Source organism: Paracoccus wurundjeri (genome assembly GCF_030678915.1).
GTDB classification, from domain to species: Bacteria; Pseudomonadota; Alphaproteobacteria; order Rhodobacterales; family Rhodobacteraceae; genus Paracoccus; species Paracoccus onubensis_A.
The window spans coordinates 47,801-61,519 of sequence record NZ_JAUUTZ010000008.1; the positions used below are offsets into that span (position 1 = coordinate 47,801).

Genomic DNA, 13,719 nt, shown 5'->3' on the forward strand with positions numbered 1-13,719 from the left:
CATAAAAATCTATTCAGTTTCTGCACTATGCCTTGCCGCTTCAAGGGGCAAGTCCGGTGCCTGCCCCGTTCCCATCAGGCCAAGCTCGACCAGATTCTTCCATCCCGTATAACGCCGAGAGTTGCTGTTCCACAATATCGGCCCTTCGACGAGAGTCTGATGATAATCCACGAACTGATCCGGATCCGAAAAATGCTGACGTCTTTTCAGCTCTTCCGAAGATTTTCCGATGATTTCCGGCAGGAACTTGCTGTGCAGCAGCACGCCGCTGAGTCGGGGATCACCGGGGCCGTCATAAAGCTCGTTCAGATGACCGGGCAGAAGCGAATGTGTCGAATTCACATAGACATATCGCCAATGCCAGCGGATCAGCGGAAGTTTGTTCAGAGTGGGCGAGATATCACGGTCGTCCTGAAAGAAGACCCGCTCCCGCACGCCGCCGCGCAGAATGCGGTTGCCCTTGGGGCGCGAGATTTCGCAGCGATAGGGGCCGGCATCAAACCAGGGCAGCCGCTCGGTCAGGGGGGCATCCCAAGGCGCTTCGGATTGACCCAATGGCAGCCGCGGATACAGGTCCAGCATCAGGGCACCCATGCCGGCCATCTGCTGTTCTTCAAGAAAACCGGTCAGCCGCGAAAGGTCGCGGCGTTCCCAATCGGGATAGATCAACAGCTCATCGGCATCGACCGTCACACACCAGTGATCGTGACCGTATCGCAGCAAAAGCGCCCCGATCCAGTCCATGCCGAACCGCGCGGCGCGATAACTGTCCCGACTGCGCCATAGGGACAGATCCGGCTGTTCAAGCAGAAGCGCGGTCGAGCCGTCATTACTGTCATTATCCACGATCAGGAAATGCTGGACGCCCAGCTTCCTGTAATGCGCCAGAAATTCCGGAAGCCTGCCGGCTTCGTTCCGGATGGTCGCGAATAGCAGGATGTCCTTCTTGCGGATTGCCGCGGTGCGATCGGCAAGCGGCGTGAGTCTGCGGCCCACGCGAATGGCGCGCCACAGGATCTCACGCCGCTTCCATCGCAGGCGATATCGGGACCAGAGCCGCCGCAGACGGCTGGCTTGCTGTCCGGATACCGTGGTCAAGCCTGGTAATTGCCGTTTTGATGCCAACGCCAGGCGTCGGCGATCATCTGCTTCATGGTCGAACGCCCGGGCCGCCAGCCCAGTTCGTCCTTCGCGCGCTGGCTACCGCAGACCAGTTTGACCGCATCCCCGCCACGGCGCGGGCCGTCCACCATCGGGACGGGGCGGTTGGTGACGCTGCGCGTTGCCTCTACAACTTCGCGAACCGAGAAACCGTCGCCCGTGCCAAGGCAGAAGACCCGGCTGCCCTTGCCCGTCCGCAGCCATTCCAGCCCCTGGACATGAGCATCGACCAGATCCATGACATGGACATAGTCGCGGATGCAGGTGCCGTCCGGTGTCGGATAATCGGTGCCGTGGATCGTCAGGGCATCGCGTTTGCCGTCGACGGCATCGAGGATCAGCGGGATCAGATGGGTTTCGGGGCGGTGGAATTCGCCCACCTCGGAATCCGGATCGGCGCCAGCTACGTTGAAATAGCGGAAGATCACATGGCGCAGCCCATGCGCAGCCTCGAAATCCGTCAGCATGTTTTCGATCGCGCGCTTGCTGGCGCCATAGGCGTTCAGCGGCGCTTGCGCCGAGCTTTCGTCCAGAACTTCGCCATCGCAATCGCCATAGGTCGCGCAGGTCGAACTGAAGACGAAATTCATACAGTCCGCCGCGACCGCAGCCTCGATCAGATTCAGCGATCCCCAGACATTGTTCCGCCAGTATTTGCCCGGCTCGGCCATTGCCTCGCCGACCTGACTGAGCGCGGCGAAATGCAGCACGGCAATCGGTTTATGCTCGGCAAATGCGGCATCCAGCGAGGCGCGATCGGCCAGGTCCGCCCTGACCAATGGCCCGAACTTGACCGCATCGGCCCAGCCTGTCGAAAGATTGTCCAGAGTTACAGGTATATAACCCGCCTTCGCAAGCGCCTTGCAGGCATGCGAACCGATATAACCGGCACCGCCGGTCACCAATACTTTTCCGGACATCGTTTACTCCGCGGCGCGGCGCATAGCGGTTATGCCATGCAGGAAATCCAGAAATTCATCGCGCAGTTCGTCGCGTTCGAGTCCGAAGGCAACCGTTGCCTGAAGGAAACCGGCCTTGGAACCGCAGTCGAAACGCTGACCACGGAAGCGCAGGCCGTAAACATCGCGCCCGGCATTGATCTCATCGGCAATCGCATCGGTCAGCTGAATTTCGCCACCCGAGCCCTGCTTGAGCTTGTTCAGGTTCTGCATCACCGTGGGGGCAAGGATATAACGTCCGATGACCGCAAGATTGGACGGCGCGGAACCAAGCGCGGGCTTTTCCACCATGCCCTTGGCGCGGACGATGGCGCCCATGTCTTCATCCACGTCCAGAACGCCGTAGGCAGAGGCTTTTTCTTCGGGGACTTCCATCGTGGCGACCATGCTGCCGCCGGTCTCGCCATAAGCCTCGATCATCTGCTGGAGACAGGGAGGTTCGCCCATGATGACGTCATCGGTCAGGATCACCGCAAAGGCTTCGTCATCGGCCAGCAACCGGCGGGCGCACCAGACTGCATGGCCCAAACCCAACGCCTTGTGCTGGCGGATATAGGCAATCGCGCCGGATTCCATATTGGTCTTGCGCAGCGTATCCAGAAGCCCGGTCTTGCCCGCCTTTTTGAGATTGGATTCAAGCTCATGCGCGTGATCGAAGTAATCTTCGAGGGCACCCTTGCCACGAGAGGTCACGAAGATGAATTCCTTGATCCCGGCAGCCCGCGCCTCATCGATGGCGTATTGGATCAGCGGTCGGTCGACCAGAGTCATGATCTCTTTCGGAATGCTTTTCGTCGCAGGCAGGAAGCGCGTTCCCAGGCCGGCAACCGGGAAAATGGCTTTGGTGACTTTACGGCTCATACAAGTGCCCCTTTAGTTGCTGTCTGCTTATCACAGATGTGAAAGCGAAATAGTTAAAGAATGTTTACGTTCACTGCGCCTAACGCGTCGCGCGCAAAATAGTTTGATCACTTATGCTTTGAAAGACGGCAATCTGGTTAAAATGCTATCATAGGCTGGTTTCCACTCAAACAATTATCACATGTTTAACACCTGACGTTACGCCATTTTGTCAATCGATTTCCATTTGCTTCATCATGGTTTCCAGACGTGTAACGTCCTGGGGGTTGTTCAGTTCCCAGAATTGACGTCCGCGGGCTTCGACCTCGACGCAAAGCAGCCTGCGGCCCCGTTCAAGGAACCGCAATTGTTCGAGCCCCTCCAGCTTTTCAAGCGTTCCCTCGGACCATGTCGGATAGGCGGTCAAAGCGGGTGGACGATAAGCATAGACACCCACATGATGATAGACCGGGCTGGGATCGTCCGGGCCATAGCTTTCCCCGGTATAGGGGATGACTTCCTTCGAGAAATACAGCGCCTGCCTGTCATGCCCGAAAACGGCCGTGGTGCCGCCGATCCGTCCCGCCATACGGTCGGCCAGCAGGTCGTCGCGCATCTGTCCGGTGCAGCGCAAAACCGGTGTGGCGACATCCGCAGCGGGATCGGCACGCAGCCCGGCGATCAGATCCTCGATGAACCACGCGGGCGTCAGAGGCGCGTCACCCTGAAGATTAACTACGATCTCGGGAATATCGTCAAACGCGGTCATGGCTTCCGCGCAGCGTTCGGTGCCATTGCGGCAATCCGACGAGGTCATGATGACTCTGGCGCCAAAAGCCTGGGCGTGATCCCGGATCCGCTCGTCATCGGTGGCGACGGCGACATGGTCTGCCCCTTGCACGGCCATGGCCGCTTCCCAGCTTCGGCGAATCAGACTGCGCGTTTCACCCGACGCCCCCTTCAGCCCGACCAGCGGTTTGCCGGGATAACGGCTTGAAGCGTAACGCGCCGGAATGAGGATGAGGACCGACATCGTCAGTCCTTCACTAGCAATACACCGGGTGCGAATGCGATAAAGAACGGATTCTCGAAGCCGGGTTTGCCGTAGGCGAGCGGTGCGTGATCGTCGAAGCGCACGACCTCGCCCCCGGCACCGCGAAGCACGGCATCGCCGGCTGCGGTGTCCCATTCCATGGTCCGGCCAAGCCGGGGATAAAGATCGGCCTCACCGGTCGCGACAAGGCAGAATTTCAGCGACGATCCGGCACTGGTCATGTCCCGCGCCGAATAGCGCGCGATATATTCGTCCGTGGCGGCATCACGATGCGACTTCGACGCCACGACCATCAGCCCCCGGTTATCCGGAGTCGGGTTCACCCCGATCGAGTTCACCTCGCCAGGTTCTTTCCCGAACGGCCCGCGTTCCTCGACCGAGCGTCCATCCGCCGTAGTATAGAACAGACGGTCCTTTGCCGGCGCGTAAACCACACCGCGCAGGGGGACGCCGTTCTCGACATAGGCGATATTGACGGTGAAATCCCCCCGGCGCTGTACGAATTCCTTTGTACCATCCAGCGGATCGACGATCAGGAAGGTCCCGACCGTCTGCCCGTGAGTCGCGGCCTGTTCTTCTGTGACCAGCGGGATATCGGGGAATGTTGCGCGCAGCCCCGCGGAAATCAGTGCATCTGCGGCTTCGTCCGCGGCGGTGACGGGCGAATCGTCGGACTTGGCCCGGACAGCGAAATCGTCGGCATTATAGATTTCCATGATCTTTTCGCCCGCCTGCAAGGCGAGGCGGCGCATTTCAGTAACAAGTAGATCAAATTGCATCGACTTTTCCTCTGCTTCGCGGTTCGGTGCCCAAGTCTTGATTGTGCGGGCTTACATATCCGGGTATCCTCGTGCAACCGCGGTCCGCCTATGGTACCGCCTAATCTCACGGAATTATGTATTTCGTGTGCACCCGCAGCACAAATTCGATTGATTTTTACATTGTTTACACAGCGCCGAAACCGAAATTTCCTGGATGCGATCTTTACGACGCTGAATCTGATCTATCATCAGACGGTTTACAATCTGCGCAATAACGACCGGAACGCGGTCATGGGCCTGCTTTTCACGATTGCCCAGACTGCTATCTTTGTTGGTTTTTTTGCGCTTTTGTATTTCGTTGTCGGAATTCGATCATCCCCGATCCGGGGCGATTTCATCCTGTTCATGATGTCGGGCATCTTCGTGTTCATGACACATGTGCAGACCGTCGCACAGGTCTCCGGAAGCTATTCCGTCGGCGGAGGTCTGGCCAAACATGGGCCGATGAATGCCGCGGTCATGATCGCTGCGGCGGCGCTTGCCGTTCTTTACCGACAGATGCTGAGCGGGATCGTGATTCTCGGGCTGTATCACCTCGCGGTGACGCCGATCACATTCTATTTCTTCCCCGGCTGCCTTGCCATCTTTCTGCTGGGATGGTTCGGGGGCGTCTGCGTGGGATTGGTCTTCGTCGGGATTCGACCATGGATGCCAAAGGCGGTCGGGATCATGACCCAAGTCTATCAGCGGGTGAACATGATCGCCTCGGGCAAGATGTTCGTTGCGAATTCCTTGCCGAATTTCGTGCTGCCGTGGTTCTCCTGGAACCCGCTGTTTCACGTCGTGGACCAGCTTCGCGGATATCTGTTCGTCAATTACACACCGCAAAAGACCGATTACCATTATGCGATATGGGTTTTCATCGGATTGCTGATGGTCGGGTTGCTGATCAACTTCGCCGCCCGCAAATATGAATCGTTGAGCTGGGGCGCGGCGCAATAGACCGCTCGAACCGGTATTCAGGTTTATAGATAGGGGCGCGGGTATTCCATGTTCACGCCCCGGTCTGACCGAATACGCCCGCAGCGCGTCCGATCAACATAAAGCCACGCGCGGTGCGGGTATCGGCCAAGGCTTGCACATGAACATCTTCCAGACGAGGCAGGTCGCGGGTCAATAACGTATCGAAATGACGCAGGAAGTGATGCGCGGTATCGCGGAAAATCTCGTCACCGCGTAACAGGGCGGATACGATCTCCAACGCGTCAGCATCGCGAATGCCGCCGATTTTGGCAGCGATCTTACCGCGCTCACCTTCCGCGAATTTTCTCCAGATGGCAGGCGACGCATGTTCTGGCGGCAGATCGTCCATAAAGATGCCATGCCCGGCGAGCAATGTCACAACATCCTGAGCGGCGCGAAGGACGCGGGCGGTCTCGGGCTCCTTCAATGCGGTGCGCAGCGCCGCAATGGTTTCGTGATCGTCCGCATCGTCGGGGAAATTGAGCGCAAGAACTAGCGTATCTGCCGGGATGGGTGCCGGCTCGGGGGAATCGAAATCCATGCTTGCCTGATGCGGGGCTGCCGCGGGTTGCCTTGGCTGCGCGATCGCGGCAGGGGGGGCAGGGCGCGGTTGCGCTGCGGGGAGTGGCTGTGTTGGTATCGGTTCCGGCACGACTTGCGGCGTGGTGGATTTGGGTGGCTTGGACGCGAGTTGCTTCAACTGATCGAGATCAGAGCGCAGTTCCGCCGCTTCCGCGCGCAAATCGCTGATTGCGCGGGCAAGCCCGACCGCCATCCAGATCAGGATAAGAGGCATCACGATCCCGATAATGATCACGAGCCGGGTGATCCCGCCGGTTTCCGCATCCGTCCTGACCGGGATCAGTAACCAGAACCCCAGTAGAAGAGCCACCCAGATCGCACTCAGTGCCAGGCCGATCATCAGGACCGGTTTGTGCTCTGTCATCGCTGTGCCGTTGCTGCCGGGGGGCATAAGTCACTCATACCGGATGGCGAGGATCTCGTAGCTGCGCTGGCCGCCGGGCGTGTTCACCTCGATGCTGTCGCCCTCGTCCTTGCCGATCAGTGCACGGGCCAGAGGCGAACGCATGTTAAGTAGTCCACGCTCGATATCGGCCTCGGCCTCGCCGACGATCTGGTATCGGCGCTTTTCCTCGGTATCCTCGTCGATCAGATCGACAGTGGCGCCGAACTTGATCGATCCCGACAGTTTGGCCGGATCGATGACGTCGGCACGCGACAGGATCGCTTCCAGCTCCTTGATCCTGCCTTCGATGAAGCCCTGTTTCTCGCGCGCGGCATGATATTCGGCATTTTCCGACAGATCGCCATGCTCGCGTGCTTCGGCGATTGCGCGGATGATCGCCGGCCGTTCGGTCGATTTCAACCGGGTAAGCTCTTGTTCGAGCGCTTGATAGCCGCGCCTTGTGATCGGTAACTTGTCCATCGTTGCCTTGTCCTTTCGGATTGCATCATCCTGTCGGAGTTAACCGAACGCCCCCGCCATTTGACATGACAGGGGCGCCGGAACCGTTGACAGGCATCGTGACTCCAAATCCACAGGCTTTGCAAGAGCGGCGGTTGCTTTGATGGCAGTTTTTGGCCAGTTCAATCCGCTGCGTCATGATTGCGCATTGCGATATCGCCATGTAGTGCTGTCTCAGCCAGAAGGGATGAGGAGAATTCCAGCCATGACGGAAGCCGCGCAGTTCGAACGCGAATCGATGGAATATGACGTTGTGATCGTGGGTGCGGGGCCTGCCGGTCTGTCTGCGGCGATCCGGCTGAAACAGATTAATCCCGAAATCGAGGTCGTGGTTCTGGAAAAAGGCTCAGAAGTCGGGGCGCATATCCTGTCGGGTGCCGTGCTTGACCCGTCCGGGCTGAACCGGCTGATCCCCGACTGGAAGGAAAAAGGCGCGCCGCTGAATACCGAGGTCGTGGACGACAATTTCTATATCCTGGGCGAGTCCGGCCAGATCCGGGTGCCGAACTGGCCGATGCCTCCGCTGATGAATAATCACGGCAATTACGTCGTCAGCATGGGCAATGTCTGCCGCTGGCTGGCCGAGCAGGCCGAGGAACTGGGAGTCGAGATCTTTCCCGGCATGGCGGCAAGCGAGATCGTCTGGGACAAGGGTGAAAACGGCGCGGATCGGGTGAAGGGTGTCGTGGCCGGTGTTATGGGGCTGAACGCGGACGGCACGCCGGGACCCCAATTTGAGCCGGGGATGGAACTGCACGGCAAATATGTCTTCATCGCCGAAGGCGTGCGCGGCAGTCTTGCGAAGGAAATCATCAACAGGCTGAACCTGTCAGAAGGGCACGAACCGCAGAAATTCGGGCTTGGAATGAAGGAGATCTGGGAGGTCGATCCCGCTAAGTTCAGGAAGGGCCGGGTCGTGCATACGATGGGCTGGCCGCTGGGCAAGAATGCCGGGGGCGGCAGTTTCATCTATCATTTCGAGGATAATCAGGTTCTGGTCGGCTTCGTCGTCCATCTGAATTACCAGAACCCGTATCTTTACCCCTATATGGAATTTCAGCGTTTCAAGCATCACCCGATGGTGGCCGAACTGCTGGAGGGCGGCAAACGGGTGGCTTACGGAGCCCGCGCGATCACCGAGGGTGGCTGGCAGTCGGTCCCCGAACTGTCATTCGATGGCGGGGTCTTGCTGGGCTGTTCGGCAGGCATGGTAAATGTGCCGCGGATCAAGGGCAACCATAACGCCATGTTATCCGGGATCGAGGCGGCCGAGGCTGCTGCGGCGGCCCTGGCGAAAGGCCGCGCCGGTGATCGGCTGACCGCGTATGACGAAGCCGTGCACGGCGGCGAGATCGGCAAGGATCTGAAACGCGTGCGCAACGTCAAGCCGCTTTGGTCGAAACTGGGGCTTTGGGCCAGCCTTGCGCTTGGCGGTTTCGACATGTGGGTGGCCAATCTGACCGGCTGGAACCCTCTGGGCACGTGGAAGCACGGCAAGACGGATGCGCAGGCGACCGGCAAGGCCAGCGATTTCCAGCCGATCGATTACCCCAGACCTGACGGGAAACTGTCGTTCGACCGGCTGACCAATGTCTCGTTTTCCTTCACCAATCACGAAGAAAGCCAGCCCTGCCATCTGACGCTGAAGGACGAAACGATTCCGATCGCAGTCAATCTGCCGCAATATGCGGAACCGGCACAGCGCTATTGTCCGGCCGGCGTCTATGAAGTGGTCGAGGATGCGGGGGACCCGCGCTTCGTGATCAATTTCCAGAACTGCGTCCATTGCAAGACCTGCGACATCAAGGATCCCAGCCAGAACATCAACTGGGTGACGCCGCAGGGCGGTGACGGGCCGAACTACCCGAATATGTGAAGCCGTGCCGCGTGGCGGTCATTGCTCATCAACTGGGGGGGCGTTAGGGTTACGGTAAATTCAACCTTGCCCAGCCGGTGTATGAAGTGACTATGACCCGTCCGAATTTGGCTTTGACCGCAACGTTATGTGCGGGATTGCTTTGGCCGTTGACCTCGCCCGCCACCGCGCAGGAACCGCCGCCGCCGCGGCCCGAGGAATTTCAGGACAGCGATCCGGTTCCCGCCGCCGAAGAGGATGCTCCGGCGGAAACCGCCGCGCAAGAGGAGCCAGCGCCGCTGACGAAGGGGCTTGCGGGGCCTTTCCTTGCGGCGAGGATGGCAACCGTCCTTAACGATTACCGGGCAGCCGCGCGATATTTCTCGCAGGCCGTGGCCAGCGATCCGAACGATCTTTACCTTCAGGATGGGGCGCTTGTCGCGCAGATCTCGGCCGGTGATGTCGAGCGCGCGACCGAGCTGGCCGGGCAAATTGCGGCTCAGGGTGGCGGAACCGAACTTTCCGAACTGGTTCGCCGGGTTGACCTGGCGCGTCACGGCGACTGGACGGGATTGGTTGAAAATCTGGAAGAAAGCGGCGTCGAGCGGGGCGGTGAGAACGGCAACCTGCTGGACGGGATGATGCGTGCATGGGCCTTGCTGGGTGCCGGGAATGCATCGGTCGCACTGGAAAGCTTCGAAGAGATGGCGAATGTCCGGGATGTGGCACCGATGGTTCACTACCATCTCGCACTCGCCCGGGCGATGGTCGGGGATTACGAAGGGGCGCATAAGCTGCTGTCCGACAGGCGCATCGGCGAAAATCTTCTGGGTGTGATCGCGCGGGTGCAGATCCTCGTGCAGCTTGAGCGCCGGGATGAGGCGCTTGCACTGCTGAACGATGTTCAGGGGCTTGAAACGGAACCCCAGCTTGTCGATCTCAGGGAAAAGCTGCAAACCGGAGAGCCGATCGCCTTCGATCTGGTTCAAACCCCCGCCGACGGTATTGCCCAGTTGCTGCTGACCTTCGCATCGGCGCTTGCCGCGAATCCCGATCCGGAACCATTGTCCCTGATCCATGCAAGGTTGGCGGTGCGGCTTGCACCCGAACTTGGCGCGGCCCGCCTGACTGTCGCGCAACTATTGCAAAGCCGGAGTCAGTTCGACCTGGCCGAACAGGAATTCGAGGCGCTTCGCCGCATGGGCGAAATGCGGCCGCTTGCGGAATTGTCACGCATAGAGGCTTTGTCGCAGGCGGAGCGTCCTGACGAAGCGGAAAGTGCCGCCCTGACACTGACCGCCGCTTATCCCGAACTGCCTCAGGCCTGGATCGCGCTCGGGGATCTGCTGCGTCAGCAACAGAAATTCTCGCAGGCGGTGCCGGCCTATGACAAGGCGCTTTCGCTACTTGCCGATGCGCAGCCGCAGGAAAAATGGTTTGCCTATTATGCCCGTGGCATCGCGCTTGAACGCGCCGGGCAGTTCAAGCGTGCCGAGAAAGATCTGCTTGCCGCGATAGAAATCCAGCCAGAGGAACCCAGCTTGCTGAATTATCTGGGCTATAGCTGGATCGACCGGAACGAGAATCTGGATCGTGGACTGGAACTGATCCGCAAAGCGGTCGAGCTGTCGCCGGATGACGGATATATCCTCGATTCGCTTGCCTGGGCTTATTATCGTCTTGGCCGCTATGAGGAAGCAATCGACCCAATGGAAAAGGCGGTCGCCTCGATGTCTTCGGACCCGGTGGTGAACGATCATCTGGGCGATATCTACTGGAAGGTCGGACGTCAACGCGAGGCCGAGGTGCAGTGGCGGCGCGCCCTGTCCTTCGAGCCGACCGAAAGCGGCGAGGTCGATCCCGAGCGGATCCGGGCCAAGCTGGATCGCGGGCTGGACACGGTTCTGAAGGAAGAGGAGGCATCCGGCGAAACGGCGGAATTGCCGGATCCAAAGGCCGAGGCGAATGCCGAACCCTCAAACGGCGACTGACGCCCAATGAATGCAATGGAATTGTCGGAGCATGCTCCGGCCAAGCTGAATCTGGCGCTGCATGTGACCGGCCAGCGCGGTGACGGGTATCATCTGGTTGATTCGCTGGTTTGTTTCGCGGCGATCGGGGATGTGGTGCATCTGTCGCCTGGCCCACTTTCTCTGACGATTAACGGCCCTTTCGGTGGGGGGCTTGACCCCGGGGACGATAATCTTTGCTTGCGCGCTGCCCGGCTGGCCGGTGTGCAGGCCGCCATCAGTCTGACCAAGAACCTGCCCGTTGCCTCGGGCATCGGCGGTGGTTCGGCGGATGCGGCTGCGGTCCTGCGCGGGTTGCGGCGAATGGGGCATATACTGCCCGGCGGGTTGGAGGGTCTTGGAGCTGATGTGCCAGTCTGTCTGGCTTCTCAACCGGTTCGGATGCAAGGCATCGGCGAGCAATTGACGCCGCTTCCCCCGCTTCCTCCGCTGCAGCTGGTACTGGCCAATCCCGGTTTGTCGCTGTCGACGCCACAGGTGTTCGCGCAGATGGAGAACCGGCAGAACCCGCCACTTCCGCCGGTTCCCGATTTTCCTGATCTTGCTGCCCTGATCCACTGGCTGCGTGGTACGGGCAACGATCTCGAAGCTCCTGCGCTTCGCCTTGCTCCGGTGATTGGAGAAGTGATTTTGGCTTTACTGGGCTCGGGCGCGGTGCTTGCGCGCATGTCCGGTTCCGGCGCGACCTGTTTCGGGATTTTCGAAAATGCCAGCCGCGCCGCCAATGCCGCCAAGCGGTTGCGGCAACATGGCTGGTGGGCGGTTCATACGGAACTGGCGCCGCCGCCCGCCACTGGTTAAACTGCCTCAAGATACCGGAGAACCCACATGCTGCGTCTTGGCGTGAATATCGACCATGTTGCCACGATCCGTAACGCCCGCGGCACGCCCTGGCCCGAGCCTCTTCGCGCCGCCCGCATCGCGGAAGAAGCGGGGGCCGATGGCATCACCGCGCATCTACGCGAGGATCGCCGCCATATTTCCGACGCGGATATCGACGGGCTGATGGCCAATCTGCGGTTGCCGCTCAATCTGGAAATGGCCGCCACTTCGGAAATGCATCGGATCGCTTTGCGTCACCGCCCGCATGCCGTCTGCCTGGTCCCCGAAAAACGGGAAGAGCGCACGACCGAAGGTGGTCTTGATGTGGCGGGAAATGAGGGATTTCTTGCCGATTTCATCGCCGCCCTGCGCGAGGCTGGCAGCCGTGTCTCGCTGTTCATCGGCCATGATCCCCACCAGATCGAGGCTGCCGCCCGTATCGGCGCGGCGGTGGTAGAATTGCATACCGGGGCCTATTGCGATTTCGACACCGAGGGCCGCATCGCCGAGCGCGATGCCGAGCTTGCGGGGCTGACCAGAGGCGCGGAACTCGCCGCGAGCCTTGGGCTCGAGGTTCATGCCGGCCATGGCCTGACCTTCGATACCGTCGGACCGATCGCGGCGCTGCCTCAGGTTGCGGAACTGAATATCGGTCATTTCCTGATTGCCGAATCCGTCTTTTCGGGACTCGAGGGTGCGATCCGCGAAATGCGCCGCCGTATGGACGAGGCCCGGTCATGAAACGCCTGATCGCCGCAACCCTGTGCATGATCGCGGCTCCGGCCCTTGCGCAGGCCGGTCCGCAAGATGCGACAACATATCCCTGCGATGACGCGACGCGGGCAGATGTCATTGCCGAGCCGTGGGAGCAGAATACCGCAACATATGCCGATGGCAGGATTCGCGTCACCTTGCTGGATTATATCGAGCCTGCGGGGGCGGCGATGAAGCTGCTGATTCTCAGCCCGCCGCATGACGAGATCGGCCGGCGGCAATGCCGGATCGTCGGAGTTCCGGATCGTCAGGGTTTCTACGGGATCGATTTCGGCAAGCGGCAGGCCGAATATGATCCCGCCACGGGCCTGACCTTGACCATTCCGGTCCGGCAATATCCGACGGAAAACGATCAGGGTGAGGATGGCGGCTGGTTTCAGCTTGGAATCACCATCGATCAGAAAACCGGCGATATTGCCTTGCAGGAGGTCAGGTGACAGCGGAAGATTCCTTCTTTGCCCGGATATCCACGATCCCGGCAGGGCAGCCAAAGGCATGATACTGGGCATAGGCACCGATCTTGCGAATATTGAACGCATCCAGGACACGCTGGATCGCTTCGGGGATCGATTCCGCAATCGCGTCTTTACCGAAACCGAACTTGCCAAAGCTGCCCGCCGCAAGGACGAGGCAGGGACCTTGGCGAAAAGATGGGCCGCAAAAGAGGCCTGCTCGAAAGCGCTTGGAACCGGGTTGGCGATGGGAATCAGCTGGCGCGACATGGCGGTCAGCAATCTGCCGACCGGGCAGCCCGTCATGGCGCTGACCGGCTGGGCGGCGGACAGGCTGGCGCGGATGACCCCGCCCGGCCATGACGCCGTTGTCCATGTCACCCTGACCGATGACCACCCCTGGGCACAGGCTTTTGTGCTGATCGAGGCCCGGCGTTTGCCGTGACTTGACTTTGCCCCCTGCAAAAGACCAAACACATGCGGGCGCAGCCGCGCCTTGCGT

14 protein-coding genes are annotated in these 13,719 nt (G+C 60.0%); 7 read left to right on the forward strand and 7 right to left on the reverse strand.

The annotated features are described in order from the left end of the window. Nucleotides 1–9: 9 nt before the first annotated feature. The 5 genes from Q0601_RS09655 to cysQ form a co-directional block, all read right to left on the reverse strand. On the reverse strand, nucleotides 10–1,098 hold the full coding sequence (locus tag Q0601_RS09655) for a glycosyltransferase family 2 protein (RefSeq protein ID WP_305289569.1): 1,089 nt from the start codon (nucleotides 1,096–1,098) through the stop codon (nucleotides 10–12). After that, the gene (galE, locus tag Q0601_RS09660) at nucleotides 1,095–2,081 is read right to left on the reverse strand and encodes a UDP-glucose 4-epimerase GalE (protein WP_305289571.1); all 987 of its coding nucleotides are present in this window, start codon (nucleotides 2,079–2,081) and stop codon (nucleotides 1,095–1,097) included. The genes Q0601_RS09655 and galE overlap by 4 nt, the downstream gene beginning before the upstream one ends. A 3-nt stretch (nucleotides 2,082–2,084) precedes the next feature. Continuing rightward, the gene (locus Q0601_RS09665) at nucleotides 2,085–2,981 is read right to left on the reverse strand and encodes a UTP--glucose-1-phosphate uridylyltransferase (RefSeq protein ID WP_305289573.1); all 897 of its coding nucleotides are present in this window, start codon (nucleotides 2,979–2,981) and stop codon (nucleotides 2,085–2,087) included. A gap of 211 nt (nucleotides 2,982–3,192) precedes the next feature. Continuing rightward, nucleotides 3,193–3,993: a 3-deoxy-manno-octulosonate cytidylyltransferase gene (locus tag Q0601_RS09670; protein ID WP_305289576.1), complete on the reverse strand. Its 801-nt coding sequence runs from the start codon at nucleotides 3,991–3,993 to the stop codon at nucleotides 3,193–3,195. Nucleotides 3,994–3,995: 2 nt separating this feature from the next. Next, complete coding sequence (gene cysQ, locus Q0601_RS09675) at nucleotides 3,996–4,793, reverse strand: 3'(2'),5'-bisphosphate nucleotidase CysQ (protein WP_305289578.1); 798 nt, start codon at nucleotides 4,791–4,793, stop codon at nucleotides 3,996–3,998. Between the two features lie 150 nt (nucleotides 4,794–4,943). Between cysQ and Q0601_RS09680 the strand changes: the two genes are divergently transcribed. After that, nucleotides 4,944–5,777, forward strand: coding sequence for an ABC transporter permease (locus Q0601_RS09680; protein ID WP_305289581.1), 834 nt, complete (start codon nucleotides 4,944–4,946; stop codon nucleotides 5,775–5,777). A gap of 52 nt (nucleotides 5,778–5,829) precedes the next feature. On the opposite strand, the gene Q0601_RS09685 is transcribed toward Q0601_RS09680, so the two are convergent. Then, nucleotides 5,830–6,744, reverse strand: a complete 915-nt coding sequence (locus tag Q0601_RS09685) for a hypothetical protein (protein ID WP_305289583.1) — start codon at nucleotides 6,742–6,744, stop codon at nucleotides 5,830–5,832. A 30-nt stretch (nucleotides 6,745–6,774) separates the two neighbouring features. Next, complete coding sequence (gene greA, locus Q0601_RS09690; protein ID WP_119751219.1) at nucleotides 6,775–7,245, reverse strand: transcription elongation factor GreA; 471 nt, start codon at nucleotides 7,243–7,245, stop codon at nucleotides 6,775–6,777. Between the two features lie 244 nt (nucleotides 7,246–7,489). On the opposite strand from greA, the gene Q0601_RS09695 reads away from it, so the two are divergent. The 6 genes from Q0601_RS09695 (at nucleotide 7,490) to acpS (ending at nucleotide 13,662) form a co-directional block, all read left to right on the forward strand. Beyond that, nucleotides 7,490–9,160 (forward strand): electron transfer flavoprotein-ubiquinone oxidoreductase, encoded by a 1,671-nt coding sequence (locus tag Q0601_RS09695; RefSeq protein ID WP_305289587.1) that lies wholly within the window; start codon nucleotides 7,490–7,492, stop codon nucleotides 9,158–9,160. A 92-nt stretch (nucleotides 9,161–9,252) separates the two neighbouring features. Next, nucleotides 9,253–11,130, forward strand: coding sequence for a tetratricopeptide repeat protein (locus Q0601_RS09700; RefSeq protein WP_305289589.1), 1,878 nt, complete (start codon nucleotides 9,253–9,255; stop codon nucleotides 11,128–11,130). A 6-nt stretch (nucleotides 11,131–11,136) separates the two neighbouring features. After that, the gene (locus tag Q0601_RS09705) at nucleotides 11,137–11,970 is read left to right on the forward strand and encodes a 4-(cytidine 5'-diphospho)-2-C-methyl-D-erythritol kinase (protein WP_305289590.1); all 834 of its coding nucleotides are present in this window, start codon (nucleotides 11,137–11,139) and stop codon (nucleotides 11,968–11,970) included. 27 nt (nucleotides 11,971–11,997) lie between these two features. Further along, complete coding sequence (locus Q0601_RS09710) at nucleotides 11,998–12,732, forward strand: pyridoxine 5'-phosphate synthase (RefSeq protein ID WP_305289593.1); 735 nt, start codon at nucleotides 11,998–12,000, stop codon at nucleotides 12,730–12,732. Beyond that, on the forward strand, nucleotides 12,729–13,202 hold the full coding sequence (locus tag Q0601_RS09715; RefSeq protein WP_305289595.1) for a hypothetical protein: 474 nt from the start codon (nucleotides 12,729–12,731) through the stop codon (nucleotides 13,200–13,202). Before Q0601_RS09710 ends, Q0601_RS09715 begins: the two co-directional genes overlap by 4 nt. A gap of 58 nt (nucleotides 13,203–13,260) precedes the next feature. After that, complete coding sequence (gene acpS, locus Q0601_RS09720; protein WP_305289597.1) at nucleotides 13,261–13,662, forward strand: holo-ACP synthase; 402 nt, start codon at nucleotides 13,261–13,263, stop codon at nucleotides 13,660–13,662. Nucleotides 13,663–13,719 lie beyond the last annotated feature (57 nt).

Excerpts from the sequence above, each read along its gene's own strand:
- galE (WP_305289571.1), bottom strand. The coding sequence starts at position 2,081 with ATGTCCGGAAAAGTATTGGTGACCGGCGGTGCCGGTTATATCGGTTCG.
- Q0601_RS09665 (WP_305289573.1), bottom strand. The coding sequence starts at position 2,981 with ATGAGCCGTAAAGTCACCAAAGCCATTTTCCCGGTTGCCGGCCTGGGA.
- Q0601_RS09670 (WP_305289576.1), bottom strand. The coding sequence starts at position 3,993 with ATGTCGGTCCTCATCCTCATTCCGGCGCGTTACGCTTCAAGCCGTTAT.
- cysQ (WP_305289578.1), bottom strand. The coding sequence starts at position 4,793 with ATGCAATTTGATCTACTTGTTACTGAAATGCGCCGCCTCGCCTTGCAG.
- Q0601_RS09685 (WP_305289583.1), bottom strand. The coding sequence starts at position 6,744 with ATGACAGAGCACAAACCGGTCCTGATGATCGGCCTGGCACTGAGTGCG.
- greA (WP_119751219.1), bottom strand. The coding sequence starts at position 7,245 with ATGGACAAGTTACCGATCACAAGGCGCGGCTATCAAGCGCTCGAACAA.
- Q0601_RS09695 (WP_305289587.1), top strand. The coding sequence starts at position 7,490 with ATGACGGAAGCCGCGCAGTTCGAACGCGAATCGATGGAATATGACGTT.
- Q0601_RS09700 (WP_305289589.1), top strand. The coding sequence starts at position 9,253 with ATGACCCGTCCGAATTTGGCTTTGACCGCAACGTTATGTGCGGGATTG.
- Q0601_RS09705 (WP_305289590.1), top strand. The coding sequence starts at position 11,137 with ATGAATGCAATGGAATTGTCGGAGCATGCTCCGGCCAAGCTGAATCTG.
- Q0601_RS09710 (WP_305289593.1), top strand. The coding sequence starts at position 11,998 with ATGCTGCGTCTTGGCGTGAATATCGACCATGTTGCCACGATCCGTAAC.
- Q0601_RS09715 (WP_305289595.1), top strand. The coding sequence starts at position 12,729 with ATGAAACGCCTGATCGCCGCAACCCTGTGCATGATCGCGGCTCCGGCC.
- acpS (WP_305289597.1), top strand. The coding sequence starts at position 13,261 with ATGATACTGGGCATAGGCACCGATCTTGCGAATATTGAACGCATCCAG.